Annotated in this window: 17 protein-coding genes; 4 read left to right on the top strand and 13 right to left on the bottom strand. The window is 69.4% G+C overall.

What is annotated here, in order from left to right; translation table 11 throughout:
- Positions 1 to 738, top strand: a complete 738-nt coding sequence (locus VGT80_RS03225; RefSeq protein WP_327452820.1) for a phosphatase PAP2 family protein — start codon at positions 1 to 3, stop codon at positions 736 to 738.
- On the opposite strand, the gene VGT80_RS03220 is transcribed toward VGT80_RS03225, so the two are convergent.
- From VGT80_RS03220 to VGT80_RS03205, 4 genes are all read right to left on the bottom strand, one after another.
- Positions 732 to 1,280 carry a GNAT family N-acetyltransferase gene (locus VGT80_RS03220; RefSeq protein ID WP_327452818.1) on the bottom strand — a complete coding sequence of 183 codons (549 nt, stop codon included), beginning with the start codon at positions 1,278 to 1,280 and terminating at the stop codon, positions 732 to 734. The two genes, VGT80_RS03225 and VGT80_RS03220, sit on opposite strands and share 7 nt — an antisense overlap.
- Positions 1,277 to 2,155: an N-carbamoylputrescine amidase gene (gene aguB / locus VGT80_RS03215; protein ID WP_327452817.1), complete on the bottom strand. Its 879-nt coding sequence runs from the start codon at positions 2,153 to 2,155 to the stop codon at positions 1,277 to 1,279. Before aguB ends, VGT80_RS03220 begins: the two co-directional genes overlap by 4 nt.
- Positions 2,155 to 3,159: an agmatine deiminase family protein gene (locus VGT80_RS03210; RefSeq protein ID WP_327452815.1), complete on the bottom strand. Its 1,005-nt coding sequence runs from the start codon at positions 3,157 to 3,159 to the stop codon at positions 2,155 to 2,157. Before VGT80_RS03210 ends, aguB begins: the two co-directional genes overlap by 1 nt.
- A gap of 121 nt (positions 3,160 to 3,280) precedes the next feature.
- Positions 3,281 to 5,842, bottom strand: a complete 2,562-nt coding sequence (locus VGT80_RS03205; RefSeq protein ID WP_327452813.1) for a TonB-dependent receptor — start codon at positions 5,840 to 5,842, stop codon at positions 3,281 to 3,283.
- 202 nt (positions 5,843 to 6,044) lie between these two features.
- Here VGT80_RS03205 and VGT80_RS03200 point away from each other — a divergent pair, with 202 nt between their 5' ends.
- On the top strand, positions 6,045 to 7,598 hold the full coding sequence (locus VGT80_RS03200; protein ID WP_327452811.1) for an ArnT family glycosyltransferase: 1,554 nt from the start codon (positions 6,045 to 6,047) through the stop codon (positions 7,596 to 7,598).
- On the opposite strand, the gene msrA is transcribed toward VGT80_RS03200, so the two are convergent.
- From msrA to VGT80_RS03170, 6 genes are all read right to left on the bottom strand, one after another.
- Positions 7,567 to 8,145: a peptide-methionine (S)-S-oxide reductase MsrA gene (gene msrA, locus VGT80_RS03195; RefSeq protein WP_327452809.1), complete on the bottom strand. Its 579-nt coding sequence runs from the start codon at positions 8,143 to 8,145 to the stop codon at positions 7,567 to 7,569. The genes VGT80_RS03200 and msrA overlap by 32 nt on opposite strands.
- A gap of 12 nt (positions 8,146 to 8,157) precedes the next feature.
- Positions 8,158 to 8,922, bottom strand: coding sequence for a DNA-binding domain-containing protein (locus VGT80_RS03190; protein ID WP_327452807.1), 765 nt, complete (start codon positions 8,920 to 8,922; stop codon positions 8,158 to 8,160).
- Positions 8,915 to 9,763, bottom strand: a complete 849-nt coding sequence (locus VGT80_RS03185; protein ID WP_327452805.1) for a DUF692 domain-containing protein — start codon at positions 9,761 to 9,763, stop codon at positions 8,915 to 8,917. Before VGT80_RS03185 ends, VGT80_RS03190 begins: the two co-directional genes overlap by 8 nt.
- Positions 9,764 to 9,773: 10 nt before the next feature.
- Positions 9,774 to 10,058, bottom strand: a complete 285-nt coding sequence (locus VGT80_RS03180; RefSeq protein ID WP_327452804.1) for a DUF2282 domain-containing protein — start codon at positions 10,056 to 10,058, stop codon at positions 9,774 to 9,776.
- A gap of 114 nt (positions 10,059 to 10,172) precedes the next feature.
- Positions 10,173 to 10,829 (bottom strand): 3-oxoacid CoA-transferase subunit B, encoded by a 657-nt coding sequence (locus VGT80_RS03175; protein WP_327452802.1) that lies wholly within the window; start codon positions 10,827 to 10,829, stop codon positions 10,173 to 10,175.
- Positions 10,829 to 11,545 (bottom strand): CoA transferase subunit A, encoded by a 717-nt coding sequence (locus tag VGT80_RS03170; RefSeq protein ID WP_327452801.1) that lies wholly within the window; start codon positions 11,543 to 11,545, stop codon positions 10,829 to 10,831. Before VGT80_RS03170 ends, VGT80_RS03175 begins: the two co-directional genes overlap by 1 nt.
- 126 nt (positions 11,546 to 11,671) lie before the next feature.
- Here VGT80_RS03170 and VGT80_RS03165 point away from each other — a divergent pair, with 126 nt between their 5' ends.
- A complete protein-coding gene (locus VGT80_RS03165) occupies positions 11,672 to 12,625 on the top strand; it encodes an isopenicillin N synthase family dioxygenase (protein WP_327452800.1) in 954 nt (317 codons plus the stop codon).
- A gap of 63 nt (positions 12,626 to 12,688) precedes the next feature.
- Here VGT80_RS03165 and VGT80_RS03160 read toward each other — a convergent pair whose 3' ends face one another.
- The 3 genes from VGT80_RS03160 to VGT80_RS03150 are packed head-to-tail and all read right to left on the bottom strand — an operon-like array spanning position 12,689 to position 14,672.
- Positions 12,689 to 13,309 (bottom strand): carbonic anhydrase, encoded by a 621-nt coding sequence (locus VGT80_RS03160; RefSeq protein ID WP_327452799.1) that lies wholly within the window; start codon positions 13,307 to 13,309, stop codon positions 12,689 to 12,691.
- Positions 13,310 to 13,350: 41 nt separating this feature from the next.
- The gene (maiA, locus tag VGT80_RS03155; RefSeq protein WP_327452798.1) at positions 13,351 to 13,992 is read right to left on the bottom strand and encodes a maleylacetoacetate isomerase; all 642 of its coding nucleotides are present in this window, start codon (positions 13,990 to 13,992) and stop codon (positions 13,351 to 13,353) included.
- The gene (locus tag VGT80_RS03150) at positions 13,992 to 14,672 is read right to left on the bottom strand and encodes a fumarylacetoacetate hydrolase family protein (protein ID WP_327452796.1); all 681 of its coding nucleotides are present in this window, start codon (positions 14,670 to 14,672) and stop codon (positions 13,992 to 13,994) included. Before VGT80_RS03150 ends, maiA begins: the two co-directional genes overlap by 1 nt.
- Before the next feature lie 88 nt (positions 14,673 to 14,760).
- On the opposite strand from VGT80_RS03150, the gene VGT80_RS03145 reads away from it, so the two are divergent.
- On the top strand, positions 14,761 to 15,978 hold the full coding sequence (locus VGT80_RS03145; protein WP_327452795.1) for a CaiB/BaiF CoA-transferase family protein: 1,218 nt from the start codon (positions 14,761 to 14,763) through the stop codon (positions 15,976 to 15,978).
- Positions 15,979 to 16,068: the final 90 nt, after the last annotated feature.

Genomic DNA, 16,068 nt, shown 5'->3' with positions numbered 1-16,068 from the left:
TTGATCAGGTACGGAGTTCTCGGTGCGGCGGCCGCTCTGACGGTCGCCGCCATCGCGTCGGCGCAGGGCGCGAAGCTTGCGGGCTATATGCACAAGGGTGAGCTGGACGGGACCCTGATCCTGGGGCCGCCGCCGGCCGCGGACAGCCCGCGGGCTCGCAGCGACCGGCAGACCTACCTCGACACCCGGACGCTGGCCGGATCCAAGCGCTGGACGCTGGCGGAACGGGACAACGACCTCTGGCAGGGCGGCGCGGTTCACCGCTTCTCCTGCGCCCTGGGCGCCGAGATCGGCCCGAAGACCACGCCGGTCGCCTATCGTGTCCTGCAGCGCGTGGAGCTGGACGTCCGCACGGTCGGCACGCCGCCCAAGGATCACTACAACCGCACCCGCCCGCCGATCGGCGACGCCCAACCGCTGTGCGTGCCGCGCGAGGACTGGATGCGGACCAACGCCTCCTATCCGTCGGGCCATTCGATGGCGGGCTGGGCCTGGGGGCTGATCCTCAGCGAACTGCGGCCCGACAGGGCGAGCGAGCTGATGGTCGCAGGCCGCGAAATCGGCCAGAGCCGGGTGGTCTGCGGGGTGCACTTCCAATCCGACGTCGACGCCGGGCGCGAACTGGGCGCGGCCATGGTGGCGAAGCTCCACGACCATCCGGAGTTCCGCCAGGACTTGGAGACCGCCCGCGCCGAGCTGGTCCGCGACCGCACGCCGCCCACCGATTGCGACTACTGAGGCGACCTCGCCACGAAGACGATGTGGCGTTTCAGCGGATGGTCGTCCGCGAGGCCCGGATGATCGAAATCCTGGTCGGGGTCCCGACTCATGCCCAGCCGCCGGGCCACCGCCTGCGAGCGGTGGTTCAAGACCCCGGTGAAGGCGAGGATCTGCGGCAAGCCGAGGCGACTGAAGCCGTCGGCGAAGACCGCCCGCGCGGCCTCGCTGGCGTAGCCCTGGCCCCAGCCGCCCTGGGCGAGGCTCCAGCCCACCTCGAAGCCGCCGTCGAATGGCAGGGTCTCGGCGATCGGCATCAGGCCGCAGTAGCCGAGAAACGCCCCGTCGGAGCGGCGCTCCATGGCCATGCGACCAAAGCCGTGAGCCTCCAGCGCCGCCTCGTTGCGCGCAATCCGCGCCAAGGCCTCCGCCTCGTCGAACGGGCCGCCCAGCCAGCGGCTGACGTCCGTATCCAGCATCATGGCCACGTAGGGCTCGGCGTCGTCCTCCCGCCAGCGCCGCAGGACCAACCGTTCGGTCTCGATCTGCGGCGCGCGCGTCACTGAGGCCGGCCCTGGGCCAGCACTCCGTAGAGGTCGGGCCGCCGGTCGCGGAAGAAGCCCCAGGCCGCGCGGTGGGTCGTGAGGAAGTCGAGATCGAACTCGGCGCTCAGCACGCCTTCGTCCTCGCGCCCGAGGGCAGCGACCAGATCGCCGCGATGGTCGGCGATGAAGCTGGAGCCATAGAACTGCTGGCCGCCGTTCGGATAGTTCGCCCAGGGTTCGAAGCCGGTTCGGTTGGCGCCCACCACGGGGATCACGTTGGAGACCGCGTGGCCCTGCATGGCGCGCCGCCAGGGCGCGGCGGTGTCCAGCGCCGCATCGTGGGGCTCCGAGCCGATGGCCGTCGGATAGAACAGGATCTCCGCGCCCATCAGGGCCATGGCGCGCGCCGTCTCCGGGTACCATTGGTCCCAGCAGATGCCGACGCCCAGCCGTCCGAACCGCGTCGGCCAGACGCGGAAGCCGGTGTCGCCCGGCCGGAAGTAGTACTTCTCCATATAGCCCGGCCCGTCGGGGATATGGCTCTTGCGGTAGACGCCGAGCGGGCTGCCGTCGGCGTCGATCATCACCACGCTGTTGAAGTAGTGCGGCCCCTCGCGCTCGAAGATCGAGACCGGGATCACCACGCCCAGCTCGGCCGCCAGCGGCGCGAGGGCGGTGACGCAAGGGTGCTCGCGCCAGGGATAGGCCTGGGCGAACCAGCGTTCCTCCTGGGCCACGCAGAAATAGGGTCCCTGGAACAACTCGGACGGCAGGACGACCTGCGCGCCCTTGGCGGCGGCCTCGCGCACGAAGCCGGCGGTCTTGGCGATATTGGCCGCCATGTCGTCGCCGTAGGACGACTGGATCGCCGCCACCGTGACCTTGCGGCTCATCAGGCGGGCTCCTGCTGGGTGATGCAGTGGAACGACCCGCCGCCGGTCAGGATGGCGGTGGACGGCAGCCCGATCACCTGGCGGTCGGGAAACAGATGCTCCAGCGCCTGGATGGCGAACTCCCCCGGCTGTTCGGCATAGATGGGCACGATGACCGCCCGGTTGGCGATCAGGAAATTCATGTGGCTGGCCGGGGCCGGCCGCTCGCCGTCGTCGCCGATGAAGCCCGGCGAGGGGATCCGCATCACGCTGAGCGGTCGTCCCGCCGCATCGGTCATGGCGGAGAGCCGGCGGGCGGTCTCGTCATAGACCCGGGCATTGGGGTCGCCACGCCCCCAGCCGATCGGGCAGGCCACCACGCCAGGCGCCACGAAGCGGGCGAGATTGTCCACGTGGCCGTCGGTATGGTCGTTCAGCAGGCCATCGCCCAGCCAGAGCACGCGCCGCGCGCCGAGCGCGTCGGCGAGCGCGGCTTCGGCCGCCTCGGGGGTCCAGCCGGGATTGCGGTTGCGGTTGAGCAGGCACTGGGTCGTGGTCAGCACCGTGCCTTCGCCGTCGTGGTCGAGGGCGCCGCCCTCCAGCACGAAGTCGTGGCGGATCAGCGGGACCTGCGCGGTCTCGGCGACCTGCCGGCCGACGGTGTCGTCGTGCTCCAGCTCGTACTTGCCGCCCCAGCCGTTGAAGCGGAAGCCGTGCGCCTCGGGGTCCCCGTCCCGCTGGCCGAAGATCGGGCCGGTGTCGCGCAGCCAGATGTCGCCGAACGCGCCCGGCGTGATCTCGACGCCGTCCACGTCGCCCAGCAGGCGCTGAGCCGCCGCCTCCCCGTCCGGATGGCCGGTCATCAGGCGCACGCGCTCGGCCCCGGGGCCGGCCAGGGCGCGGGCCAGCGCCGCCACCTCCTGCTGGGCGGGCTCGAGGTCGGCCTCCCACAGCGCCGCATGGCTCGGGAAACCCAGCCACATGGCGCGGTGCGGCGCCCACTCCGGCGGTACGGTGAAGCTCATCCAGCCCTCGACCTGAAACGACGCGCGCAGATGGGCGCGGCCGGGCGCGGCGTCAAGCCGGCACGGAAAAGGGCGGCCCGTCGCCAGGCCGCCCCTCCTCGTTCCAAAGATGACGCTGAGTCTAGAAGTTGACACCCAGGGTCAGGACCGCGGTGCGCGGCGCGCCGACCTGAAGGGAGGACGTCGAGGCGAAGAAGGTCCGCGGCGGCGTGGTGTTCGGGATCGGGAACGCCACGTTGGTCGCGTTGGTGGTCGCCCGCGAAATGTATCTGCGGTCGAACAGGTTCTGCACGTTGAACTGCAGATAGGCGCCGTCGTACCAGGGCAGGTTCCAGCGGGCGTCGGCGCCGAACACCGCGTAGCCGGGGATCCGGTCGGTGTTCAGGTCGTCGAGCCAGCGCGAGCTCATGTACTTGGCCTGCAGGCCCAGGGTGACAGGACCGGCGTCGTAGGAAATCCGGCCGTTGAAGATTCGGTCGGGGGTCAGGACCAGTTCCTTGCCCGCCACCGGCAGCTGGAAGCTGATGCCGGAGGTGCTGAGCGTGTAGCTCTTCAGCACCTTGCTCTTGTTGAGGTTGGCGCTGGCGTACAGGTGCAGGTGATCGATCGGGGTGTAGCCGAGCTCGAGATCGACGCCCTGGATCCGCACATCGCCCACGTTGCGGTCGATGGAGAGGGTGGGGTCAAGCGGGTCCGGCGAGGACACGATCCGGTTCTTGTAGTCGGTCCGGTAGAGGTTCGCCGAAACGTTCAGCGCGTTCGTCTGGTACCGATAGCCGGCGGCGTAGTTGTTGCTGGTTTCCGGCTGCACCAGGTTGGGGGACGAGGTGTAGAGGTTGTCCGTCTTCGGCGCCGCCAGACCCTTGGCGTAGGACGCGTAGATCAGGTGATCCTCGGCCAGGCGGAAGCTGATGCCGGCGTTCGGCAGGGTCTTGCGGTACTTCAGGTCCGCCTTGAACGGGAAGCGGAAGTTCGGAAGGCCGTTGGGACCGATGGTGGGCGTGATGCCGCCGCGGAACACCGCGGCGAGATTCGTCGCCGTCGTCGGCGGCGCCCGGCCGGCGGCGACGGCGGCATTGACCGCCGCCACGTCGGCGTTGAACGCCGTCTGGACAGCCGCCGGGTCGATGGTGTCGCAATAGGCGCTGGTGCCGTTGAAGGTGTAGCAGAACTGGTTGAGCTTGCGCTCGAAGTCCGGCATCCGCACGCCCAGGTTGATGTGCAGCCGGTCGTCGATGAACTTGCCGATGTAGTTGGCGGAGACCTGGTTCAGGATGGCGATCGAGAAACGGTCGCGGCCCCGAAGGATCGCGCCGTCGGCGGTCTTGATATCCGCGCCGCCGCCCGCCGGGCTGCCGCCGAACACGTCCTGCGGAAGGCCGGTGTTGAGGTCGACGGGCGTGAATTCGCCCGTCTGGCGGTGCCGCCCGTAGTCCAGGGTGTAGGCGAGCTGGAAGTGGTTGCTCTCGTTCAGGTCATACAGCAGCGAGGTGGTCAGGCCGACCCGGTGCGTCCGGGTGTTGCTGGGGCCGTAGGCCACCAAGGTGTCCAAGGTGTCCCCGTCGCCGTTGAGGTCGACGCCCGAGGCGGTGGAGTTGCCGATCAATCGCGGATCGTTCTCCTTCAGGGTGGTGCCGCCGCCCCCGTTGGCCAGGGTGTAGAACAGGCTGGGGTCGACCGTCAGCACCAAGTTCTTGGCCAGCGTGAAGTGCGACTGGCCGCGGAGGCTGCCGAAGTTCACCGGGTTCGGGAACAGGGCGTAGAAATTGTTGTCCGCGCCCGATGGGCCGGCATTGGCAGGAATGAGGTCCGCCCTGCCAGGGGTGACCGTTTCCGGCGTGAAGCTCGGGTTGTCTCCGAAATACCAGAAGCCAAGCGAGGAGATCTGCGCCCGGGTCAGGCGGAAGGCCGGATATTGGCGCTCCTGCACATAGATGCCGGCGAGGCTGAGGAAGTCGTTGCCGCTCAGCGGCTGGTAGATACGCCCCGAGACGTCCCAGCGCTTGCTCGTGCCCGGACGGCCCTTGAAGTTGTGCTCCGTGCCGTACTCGCCGGCCACGAAGGCGCGTGTGCCCCAAGGCCCGATCGCCCCGGTGTCATACTCACCGAAGCCGCGCAGGTATTTGTAGCTGCCGGCGCTGGCGCGGAGCATGCCGCCGGGGGTTTCCTTCGGCAGCTTGGAGACGGCGTTGATCGTCGCGCCCAAGGCCGAGGCCGAGGGGCTGTCCACGTCGGCGGAGCCGACGTTGACGGTGATGTGGTCGATCAGTTCGCCGATCATGTATTCGCCGGGGAACACCGCGTAGTTGCCGGTGTCGTTCAGCGGGGCGCCGTCGAGGATGACGGCCACGTGGTTGCCGTCGAAGCCGTGGATCCGCAGATCGCCTGAGTTGAAGCCGCCGGGGTCTTCGGTCGAATAGCTCACGCCCGGCAGCACGTTGATCAGCTGGGCGATGTTGGCGCTGGGCATCTGGGTCTCGATGAACGCCTTGCCGACGATCGAGACGTCCTTGGCTTCGTTCACCTGAGTCGCCAGACCCGCCGTCGAGGGCGCCTGGCGATTGCCGGTGATAATCAGTTCCTGCACCTGCGTCGCGGTGGACTGCGCGAACGCGCTCCCCGCCAGCAGGAGTCCCGTAGCAAGCGCCGTCGTCGCGCAAAGCGCGCGGCTAAATCTGTTCATCGAGTAACCCCCTTCATCGACCCCTCAGGTCAGCCCCCTGGCGCGCCTGAACCTTCGAGCCGTATAGCGCGGAAGATAAGACTGGTGGTGACGGTTTTGCTACGGTGACGCTCCGTCGCACATCTTGTCCACAACTGTGGCGCCGGCGCCTTTACAGGCGACGTTGGAGCCTTAGGGTCCGCCCGCAGACGAAGGACAGCTGATGGCGCGTAGCGCGAGCCTGCGGAGCCCCGATGCCGACTGGACGGCGGCGATCCTGCTCACGGCGGGTCTGACGCTCGCCCGCTTCGTCGCGCTGTTCCGGAGCCCGCTGGAGCTCTACCCCGACGAGGCCCAGTACTGGCTTTGGTCGCGGACGCTCGACTTCGGCTACTATTCCAAACCGCCGATGGTCGCCTGGGCGATCTGGGCCACCACCCAGCTGGGCGGCGATTCGGAAGCCTTCGTGCGGCTCTCGGCGGCCCTGTTCCAGGCCGGAGCGACGCTCTGCGTCTTCGCGTTGGGCCGCAGGCTCTACGGCGGGCCGGCGGCGCTGGCTGCGGCCGCCCTCTACGCCTTGATGCCGGCCGTGCAACTGTCGGGCCTGGTGGTGGCGACCGACGCGCCGCTGCTGTTCTTCCTCGGCCTGACCATCCTCGCCTACGCCGACCTGCAGCCGGCCGCGGGCGGGCGGCGTCTGGCGCTGGCCTCAGGGTTCGGCGCGGCGCTGGGCCTGGCCTTCCTGAGCAAGTACGCCGCGCTCTATGTCGTCATCGGCGTCGCCCTGCACCTGGCGCTCAGCCGCGAGGCCCGGCGGGCGTGGAGCCTTGGCTCGGCCCTGTTGGCGCTCGCCGTGTTCGGCCTTGTGCTGTCGCCCAACCTGGTCTGGAACGCCCAGCACGGCTTCGCGACCCTGCACCACACCGCCGCCAACGCGGCCTGGGGCCAGCACACGCCGTTCAACCCGGCCAATTTCGGGACCTTCCTGGTCAGCCAGTTCGGAGTGTTCGGGCCGATCCCGTTCGGCGTGCTCATCACAGGCCTGATCCTGGCGGCGCGGCGGCGCGCCCTGCCCCGCGAGGACCTGCTGCTGCTCTGTTTCATCCTGCCGCCGATCGCCGTCGTCGCCATCCAGGCGTTGCTCAGCCGAGCCAACGCCAACTGGTCGGGGGCGAGCTACCTCGCGGGCTCGGTGCTGGTGGCCGGCTGGATGATGCGCTGGCGGGCGCGGCGCTGGCTGACCGCGGCGATCGCCATCCAGGCGGTGCTGGCGGCCTTGGTGCTGCTGGTGCTCGTCGAACCAAGGGCGGGCGACGCGCTCGGGGCCTCCAACAGCCTGAAGCGGGTCCGCGGCTGGTCACAGACGGCCAGGATCGTGGTGGACCGCGCCAGGATCGAGGAGGGCGCCGGCCTCTCGGCCGTGGCGGTCAACGACCGCTTCACCTACTACGCGCTCGCCTACTACGGCCGCAGCTACTTCGGGGCGGCCGGATCGCCGCCGCTGGTCTACTGGCTTCTGACCGGCAAGCCGGAGAACCAGGCCGAGAGCAGCGCCCCGCTCACCCCGCAGCTCGGCGCGCGCGTCCTGGGCGTCGCCTACGAGGGCTGGTTCCTGCGCGACATGGAGGGCGACTTCTCGAGCGCCGTTGGTCACGAGATCGACAGCGTCTTCCTGGATCCCAAGCACGAGAGGCGCGTCGAGATGTTCGTCGGCCGGGGTTTTCACGCCCAGCCGCGCGATCCGGTCACCGGCCGCCCCAGACCACCCTCAAGGTAGCGTCGCGCCCGCAGCCGACGCGGTAGGCGTTGTAGGCGCCCGGGTTCTTGCGCGCGTAGTCCTGATGGTAGTCCTCGCCCATCCAGAAACGGGCGGCGGGGCGGATCTCGGTGGCGATCGAATGGCGCAGTTCCTTGCCGATCTGGGCCTTCACCTGTTCGGCGGCCTGGCGTTCGGCGGGGTCGGCGGCGAACACCGCGGTGCGATAGGTAGGCCCGCGGTCGCAGATCTGGCCGTCGGGGTCGGTCGGGTCGATGTGGTGGAAGAAGGCGTCCACCAGCTTGGGATAGCTGATCTTGGCCGGGTCGTAGGTGACCTGGATCGATTCCAGATAGCCCTCGTGGTTCTCGTAGTTCGGGCCGGGCCGCGTGCCGCCCGCATAGCCGACCGCGACCTTCACCACGCCCGGCGTGTGCTCGATGTCGTGCTGGGCCGACCAGAAGCAGCCGCCGGCGAAGACGGCGGTTTTCAGCGCCTGCGCCGCGGGCGCGGCCTGGGCGGAGAAGATGGCGGCGGCCGCGATGGCCGCGAAGAGGCGAGTGTTCATGGGATCAGTATCTCACATGACGATGGGAACGAGGCGCGCGAAGGCGCCGGCGGCGATGAAGGCGGCGAAGGTGTCGGCGAGCCTCAGGTCCGATTGGGCTTCGAGCGCGGCCTCGCCGGCCGCCGCCAGGCTCAGCCCGGCGCGGCAGGCGTCCAGGAAGCCGAGACCGCCGGGACTCAAGAGCTCGGTGCGGACCTCCAAGTCCGGGCGCGTGAGGAGCAACCCCTCCGGCTCCGGCGAGAGCTCGACATCGGCCGGCGGATCGTCGCCCTGCAGGGCGCGCCACAGGCTGGGAGCCCCGTCGGCAAAGCGCAGGACGCGCGCCGCCGGGTGCAGCTCAGCGGCCAGGCCGACGTAGGCGTCGGCCGGCAGCGCCGCGACCGCCTCGGCGCGCAGCGGCGGCAGGTCGCGGGCGAACAGCGCCTCGCCGCGCGCCCAGTCGATGCGGGCGAGGCCCGCGAGCCACGGCATGTCCGCGGCCGGCGGGAAGGCCGCCAGCCAGGCCGGGAAGCCCTCGCCGTAGTCCGCCAGACTGGCGCTGAGCGGCGGATGAGCGCGGGCGAACAGCGCCGCGGCGGCGCGCAGCCAGGGCTCGCCCACCACGCTCGCGAGCGTCGGGAACTGCGCGGCGACGGCGTCCGCGCAGCCCTTGGCGACCGTGTTGCGATAGACCGCGAAGCGCGGCGCAGCCTCCGGCGCGATCCAGGGCGCGAGGCCGGCGACATCGCCGCTGAGGGCCTCGGCGAAAGCGGTCTGGAAGCGGGCGAGGTCAGACATGTTCGACCACCGGTGCGGCGGCGCGGACCAGTATGGCCTGGGCCCGCGCGCGCTCGGCCATCAGCTCGGCGAACGCCGGCAGGTTGTCGTCCCGCTCGATCAGCGTCGGCCGCGGCCCGATCCGCCCGATCAGCCGCTCGTAGAGGCGCCAGACGGCGGCCGCGACCGGCGCGTCATGACTGTCGATCAACAGCTCGCCGCCGAGCTGCGGGTCGGCCGTGTGACCGGCCAGGTGGATCTCCCCGATCGCCTCGGCCGGCAGGGCCTGCAGATAGGCCTCGGCGGCGTAGCCGAGATTGTGCGCGCTGACGAAGACGTTGTTGACGTCGACCAGCAGGCCGCAGCCGGTCCGGCGGACCAGCTCGGCGAGGAACTCGGTCTCCGGCAGCTCATGGCCGGCCAGGGGCAGATAGAGCGCGGGGTTCTCGATGAGCACCGGGCGGCCGATCGCATCCTGAAACCGTGAGACATTCTCGGCGATACGGCCAAGCGCCTCCGCCGTACGCGGGAACGGCAGCAGATCCGGCAGATAGCGCCCGGCGCTTCGCGACCAGGCCAGGTGCTCGGACACCAGGGCCGGATCGAAGCGGTCCACCAGTCGCTTCAGCGCCGCCAGGTGCGCGGCGTCGGGCGGCGCATCGCCGGCCAGGGACAGGCCGACGCCATGCAGCGAGATCGGATGGCGTTCAGCGATCGCCGCCAGCCCCGCCAGCCGCGGCCCGCCGGCCGCCATGTAGTTCTCGGGGTGGACCTCGAACCACAGGCCCTGCGCTGTCGCGGCCAGCGCCTCGGCGACGTGCGGCGGCTTCAGGCTCAGCCCGGCGGTCAGGCCCTGGCGCATGGGCGTCTCATCAGGCCTTCGGGGTCAGCGAGCCCATGCCCTTCGGCGTCTTGATGGTGACGCAGGTCCCCTTCGGGACCTCCTTCCAGGCCTTGCCGTCGTAGTCGGTCTTGGCGGTGCCGGCGCAAGAGGTGCCGGGCCCGGACATGCAGTCGTTCTGGCCCGCCTTGGCGATGCCGAAGCATTTCTCCTTGGCGGCCGGAGCGGCGTCGGTCTTCTCGTCGGCGGCGGCCGCGGCGCCGGCCATCAGGGCGAGCACCGCGGCGGCGGCGAGCGTCGTCTGGGTCTTGGTCATCGGCTTGGCCTCCTCGGGCCCGCGATCCTGCCATCGCCAGGCTTCGAGGCCAATTCGCGATCGGGAGCGAGCCGGTTACACCGGTATTCGGCTCTTTTTATGTCGCCGTCGGCCTCAAACGGGCGCCAGCGCCTTGGCCACCTGGAAGCCCGGCTCGGTCTTGGCCTTGACCTCCTCGAGGGTGACGCCCGGCGCCAGCTCCAGGAGTGTGAGCGGCGACTTGCCCCGATTGACCTCGAAGACGCCCAGGTCGGTGACGACCAGATCCACGACGCTGCGGCCGGTGAGCGGCAGGGAGCAGGCGTTAACCAGCTTCGGCGCGCCGGACTTCTCGGTGTGCTCCATGACCACCACCACGCGCTTGACGCCGGCCACCAGGTCCATGGCCCCGCCCATGCCCTTGACCATCTTGCCTGGCACCATCCAGTTGGCGAGGTCGCCCTGGGGGCTCACCTGCATGGCGCCCAGGATCGAAAGGTCGATGTGGCCGCCGCGGATCATGGCGAAGCTGTCGGCGGATGAGAAATAGGATGAGCTCGCCAGCTCGGTGATGGTCTGCTTGCCGGCGTTGATCAGGTCTGGATCGGCCTCGCCCTCATAGGGGAACGGGCCCATGCCCAGCATGCCGTTCTCGCTCTGCAGGGTCACCGAGACGCCGGGCGGGATGTAGTTGGCGACCAGGGTCGGGATGCCGATGCCCAGGTTCACATAGAAGCCGTCACGCAGCTCGGTCGCGGCGCGGGCGGCCATCTGTTCACGCGTCCAGGCCATTATGCGGTCTCCTGCTCGCGCGGCCGGGTGGTGACCCGCTCGATGCGCTTCTCGAACACCGCGCCTTCGAAGATGCGGTCCACGTAGATGCCCGGGGTGTGGATGTTGTCGGGGTCGAGCGAGCCCACCTCGACCAGCTCCTCGACCTCGGCGACCGTCGCCTTGCCGGCGGTGGCCATCATCGGATTGAAGTTCCGCGCGGTCTTCCGATAGACGAGGTTGCCCGCCGCATCGCCTTTCCAGGCCTTGACGATGGAAAGGTCGGCCGTCAGGCCGCGCTCCATGACATAGGCCTCGCCCTCGAACTCGCGGACCTCCTTGCCCTCGGCCACCAGGGTGCCGACGCCGGTCTTGGTGAAGAAGGCCGGGATGCCCGCCCCGCCCGCCCGGATGCGTTCGGCCAGCGTGCCCTGCGGATTGAACTCCAGCTCCAGCGCCCCCGACAGATAGAGCTGCTCGAACAGCTTGTTCTCGCCCACGTAGCTGGAGATCATCTTTTTGATCTGGCCGCCGGCCAGCAGGATGCCGAGGCCGAAATCGTCGACCCCGCAATTGTTGGAGACCACGGTCAGGTCCTTGACGCCTGAGGCGCGGATCGCCGCGATCAGGTTCTCCGGGATACCGCAGAGGCCGAAGCCTCCGGCCATGATGGTCATGCCGTCGAACAACAGGCCGGCCAGGGCCTCGTCGGCGGTCTTTTGCAGCTTGTTCGCCATGGGCGCTCTTTAAGCCGCGGGCCTGGATTTGAGAACGGGTCTTGCGTGAAAAGGCGGCGACGGGGGCCGAACGCCCGGATTCCAGGCGGTTGGAGGCGCTCGGTTTCCGGGTGTAGAAATGAGTTCATGAGCCAAGCCCCGACCCTGCCGCGCACCATCGCCCCCGTATCCTTCACCGGCTTCAGCCGCGACTTCTCCGGGTTTTCCAAGGCCCTGGGCGACTCGTTCGCCCGGTACGGCTTTGCGGTGATCTCCGACCACGGCATCGCGCAGGCGAAGATCGACGCCGCCAACGAGGCCGCGAAGCGGTTCTTCGCCCTGCCGGAAGACGCCAAGCGCAGGTACAAGCTGCCGGTCTCCGGCCAGCGCGGCTACACGCCGTTCGGCGTCGAGACCGCCAAGGGCGAGACGCACTACGACCTCAAGGAATTCTGGCACGTGGGCCGCGACCTGCCGGCCGGCCACCGCTATCGCGACCACATGCCGGACAATGTCTGGCCCGACGCCGAGGTGGCGGAGTTCCGCGAGACCGTCGGCTGGCTGTTCGGCGCGCTCGACGAGATGGGCCTGAAGGTCCTGGAAGCGATCGCCGTCTGGCTCGGCCTCGACCGCCACTTCTTCGATCCCACGGTGAACGAGGGCAATTCGATCCTGCGCCTGCTGCACTATCCGCCGGTGCCGAAGGACGGGCCGCACATCCGCGCCGCCGCCCACGAGGATATCAATGTCATCACCCTGTTGCTCGGCGCCGAAGAAGCCGGGCTGGAGGTCATCGAGAAGGACGGCGGCTGGCTGCCGATCAATCCGCCGCCGGGCTCGCTGGTCTGCAATATCGGCGACATGCTGCAGCGGCTGACCAACCACAAACTGCCCTCGACGACCCACCGAGTGGTCAATCCGGCGCCGGAGCGCCGCGGCTTCCCGCGCTACTCCACGCCGTTCTTCCTGCACTTCAATTCGGACTATCTGATCGAGACCCTGCCGAGCTGCATCGACGCCCAGCACCCGGACCGCTACCCGACCCCGATCACCGCCGATGCGTACCTGCAGGAGCGGCTGCGCGAGATCAAACTGGCGTAGGCCTTTTTGCTCGGTCGCGCATCCGGACGGAAAAGCGGTTCCCACTTTTCCTGGCTGTCGCTCCTAGGCGTCGTCGAGACCCGCCAGCGCTTCCGGGCCGCCGACGTCGATGCCGAGGTCGTTCACAAGGCCGTCCTCGATCGAATAGACCCAGCCGTGGACGCAAAGGCTCTGGCCGCGCGCCCAGGCGTCCTGGACGAAGACGTCGGAGGCGACGTTGCGAACCTGGCGGATCACGTTCAGCTCGCAGAGCCGGTCGAGGCGGGCGCGCTCCTCAGGGATGGCGTCGAGCTCGTGGCGATGCTCGTGATGCACCTCGCGGATCGGGTGCAGCCAGTGGTCGACCAACCCACGCCGCTGGCCGTCGACCGCCGCCGCGATGCCGCCGCAGCCATAGTGGCCGACCACCAGGATGTGCTTCACCTTGATCACGTCGACGGCGAACTGCAGCACGCTGAGATAGTTGGCGTCCTGCGGCGGGGCGAGGTTGGCGACGTTGCGGTGGACGAACATCTCGCCGGGATCGAGGCCGACGATCTCGTTGGCCGGCACGCGGCTGTCGGAGCAGCCGATCCAGAAGTATTGCGGCGCCTGCTGGCCCACCAGCCGCTTGAAAAAGCCCGGATCGCCGGCCGTCTTGCGTTCGGCCCAGGCTCGGTTGTTGTCCTTAAGGTCTTCGAGCATGGGCGCGCTCTAGAGCGCCCGCGCCCGCGCCACAACCCCTCTCACGCGGGCTTGGCGTCCGGCTGGTTGTTCGGATGGGCGCTCTGGAAGGCGGGATGCTCGGCCGCCCGCTCTGCGACCGCCCCGATCGCCGGATAGGGCGCAAGGTCCACCTCATAGCGGTTGGCCGAATAGATCTGGGGGATGAGGCAGCAGTCAGCGATGGTCGGTTGTTCGCCGAAAGCGAAGCCCTTGCCATGCTTCGCCACCATGGGTTCGAGCGTATCGAAGCCGTCTTTGATCCACCGCTGGGTCCAGGCGAGGATGCCCTCCGGGTCGATGCCGCGCTTGTGCAGCTCGCGGCCCACGCGGGTGTTGTTCAGCGGGTGGATGTCACAGGCCACGATATCGGCCATCGCGCGCACCACGGCCCGGTCCAGCGCGGCCTTCGGCAGGATCGCGGGCTCCGGCCGGGTCTCTTCCAGCCACTCAAGGATCGCCAGGCTCTGGGTCAGCACATGGCCGCCGATGTCCAGCGCCGGCGTCAGGCCCTGCGGATTGACCGCGCGATATTCGGGCTCGCGCTGGTCGCCCTTGATCAGGTCCAGCGCCACATAGTCGTAGCCGACGCCCTTCAGCGCCAGGCCGATGCGCACGCGGTAGGGCGCCGTGGCGCGCCAGGCGGAGTAGAGGGTGTAAGCCATCAGACGACCCTGAAGGCGAGCTTGCCCACGCCCTCGACTTCGCCCGTGACGGCGTCGCCGCGGACCAGCGGACCGACCCCTTCCGGCGTGCCGGTGAAGATTAGGTCGCCCGGCGCCAGGCGCCACAGCTTCGAGGCCTCGGAGACGATCTCCGGAACGTTCCAGATCATGTCGGCGACGACGGCCTCCTGCTTCACCTGGCCGTTCACCGAGATGGCGATGCGGCCCTGCGGCGGGGAACCGGCCCAGCGGCGGACCGGCGACATGGGCGCGGACTGGTCGAAGCCCTTGGCGGCTTCCCACGGCTGCATCTTCTCGCGGGCGGCGGCCTGCAGGTCGCGTCGGGTCAGGTCGACGCCGACCGCGTAGCCGAAGATCATGTCGAGCGCCTGGTCGACGGCCACGTCCGCGCCGCCCTTACCGATCGCGACGATCAGCTCGATCTCGTGGTGCAGGTTCGCCGTCGCTTGCGGATAGGCGACGTCGGCGCCCGGCGCCACCAGGGCGTCGGCGGGCTTGGCGAAGAAGAACGGCGGGTCGCGGTCGTCGCCGCCCATCTCGCGGCGGTGGGCGGCGTAGTTACGGCCGACGCAGAGGATGCGGCGCACCGGGAAGCGGGCGTCTTCGCCCTCGATGGGGGCGGAGACCTGGGCGGGCGGATCGAAGACGTAGGAAGCCATGACCAGCGACTTAGCGCTCCGGCGGGATGATGGGAAGCCAGCGCTGCCGGGGCGTTGACAAGGGGCCCGCCGCGCGGCTCCTGGCCCCATGACCGACGCCGACACCCCTACCGCGCAAGGCCCGCTCGCCGACCTTCGGGTGATCGAGATGGGGACCCTGATCGCCGGTCCCTTCTGCGGCCAGATCCTGGGCGACTTCGGCGCCGAGGTGATCAAGCTGGAGGACCCCAAGGTGGGCGATCCGATGCGCCAATGGGGCCGCAGCCTGCCCAAGGGCCTGTCGCCCTGGTGGCCGGTGATCGGCCGCAACAAGAAGTCGGTGGGCCTCGACCTGCGTACGCCGCAGGGCCAGGAGATCGCGCGCGCCCTGATCCGTTCCGCCGACGTGGTGGTCGAGAACTTCCGACCGGGCGCCCTGGAGAAATGGGGCCTCTCCTATGAGCGCCTCAGCGCCGAGAACCCCAGGCTGGTGATGGCCCGGGTCTCCGGCTTCGGCCAGACCGGGCCCTATTCGCAGCGCGCCGGCTACGGCCTGATCGGCGAGGCCATGGGGGGCTTGCGCTATGTCACCGGCGAGCCGGACCGGCCGCCGGCGCGGGCCGGCATCTCCATCGGCGACAGTCTGGCGGCGATGCACGCGGTCATGGGCGTGCTGATGGCGCTGCATTCGCGGGCGCGGACGGGCAAGGGTCAGGTAATCGACGCGGCCCTGTTCGAGAGCGTGCTGGCGGTGATGGAGAACCTGGTCACCGAATACGACCTGACCGGCTATGTCCGCGAGCGCTCCGGCTCGGTCCTGCCGGGCATCGCGCCCTCCAACGCCTACCCGTGCGCGGGCGGCGAGCTGATCCTGATCGGGGGCAACGGCGACACGGTGTTCGCCAGGCTCTGCGAAGCCATGGGACAGCCGGCGCTGACGTCCGAACCGAAGTTTCTCGACCATGCCTCGCGCGGGCGGAACCAGGCCGAGCTCGATCAGATCATCGCCGGGTGGACCGGCCCCCAGAGCTTGCCAGACCTGCTCGCGCTGCTCGAATCGCACGGCGTGCCGGCCAGCCGCGTGTTCCGCGCGCCGGACATGCTGGAGGACCCCCAATATCGGGCGCGCGAGGCGATCGTCGAGGTGCCCCACCCGGTGTTCGGGCAGGTGAAGATGCAGAACGCCTTCCCGAAGCTCTCCGCCACGCCGGGCCGTGTCCGCTGGCCGGGCCCGGCGCTGGGGGCGCATACCGATGAGGTGTTGCGGGAGATCGTGGGCTTCACGCCCGAGAAGATCGCGGCCTTGAAGGCCAAGGGCGTCATCTGACGCCGGCGTGTTGGTATGAAGGCGGGGTCGCGTGAACCGGGCGATGTCCCTCGGCGGCCGGTCCCGCCCCTGCAGCTGGGCCGCAGGTCC

Origin of the sequence: Phenylobacterium sp. (assembly GCF_035944335.1) — a bacterium.
Taxonomy (GTDB): Bacteria; Pseudomonadota; Alphaproteobacteria; order Caulobacterales; family Caulobacteraceae; genus Phenylobacterium.
Note: the sequence above shows the minus strand (reverse complement) of the source record. Positions and strands in the feature narration are given on the sequence as shown.

Bases quoted from the DNA above. Each gene is read 5' to 3' on its own strand.
- aguB (WP_327452817.1), bottom strand. From the start codon at position 2,155: ATGAGCCGCAAGGTCACGGTGGCGGCGATCCAGTCGTCCTACGGCGAC.
- VGT80_RS03210 (WP_327452815.1), bottom strand. From the start codon at position 3,159: ATGAGCTTCACCGTACCGCCGGAGTGGGCGCCGCACCGCGCCATGTGG.
- VGT80_RS03205 (WP_327452813.1), bottom strand. From the start codon at position 5,842: ATGAACAGATTTAGCCGCGCGCTTTGCGCGACGACGGCGCTTGCTACG.
- VGT80_RS03200 (WP_327452811.1), top strand. From the start codon at position 6,045: ATGGCGCGTAGCGCGAGCCTGCGGAGCCCCGATGCCGACTGGACGGCG.
- msrA (WP_327452809.1), bottom strand. From the start codon at position 8,145: ATGAACACTCGCCTCTTCGCGGCCATCGCGGCCGCCGCCATCTTCTCC.
- VGT80_RS03190 (WP_327452807.1), bottom strand. From the start codon at position 8,922: ATGTCTGACCTCGCCCGCTTCCAGACCGCTTTCGCCGAGGCCCTCAGC.
- VGT80_RS03185 (WP_327452805.1), bottom strand. From the start codon at position 9,763: ATGCGCCAGGGCCTGACCGCCGGGCTGAGCCTGAAGCCGCCGCACGTC.
- VGT80_RS03180 (WP_327452804.1), bottom strand. From the start codon at position 10,058: ATGACCAAGACCCAGACGACGCTCGCCGCCGCCGCGGTGCTCGCCCTG.
- VGT80_RS03175 (WP_327452802.1), bottom strand. From the start codon at position 10,829: ATGGCCTGGACGCGTGAACAGATGGCCGCCCGCGCCGCGACCGAGCTG.
- VGT80_RS03170 (WP_327452801.1), bottom strand. From the start codon at position 11,545: ATGGCGAACAAGCTGCAAAAGACCGCCGACGAGGCCCTGGCCGGCCTG.
- VGT80_RS03165 (WP_327452800.1), top strand. From the start codon at position 11,672: ATGAGCCAAGCCCCGACCCTGCCGCGCACCATCGCCCCCGTATCCTTC.
- VGT80_RS03160 (WP_327452799.1), bottom strand. From the start codon at position 13,309: ATGCTCGAAGACCTTAAGGACAACAACCGAGCCTGGGCCGAACGCAAG.
- maiA (WP_327452798.1), bottom strand. From the start codon at position 13,992: ATGGCTTACACCCTCTACTCCGCCTGGCGCGCCACGGCGCCCTACCGC.
- VGT80_RS03150 (WP_327452796.1), bottom strand. From the start codon at position 14,672: ATGGCTTCCTACGTCTTCGATCCGCCCGCCCAGGTCTCCGCCCCCATC.
- VGT80_RS03145 (WP_327452795.1), top strand. From the start codon at position 14,761: ATGACCGACGCCGACACCCCTACCGCGCAAGGCCCGCTCGCCGACCTT.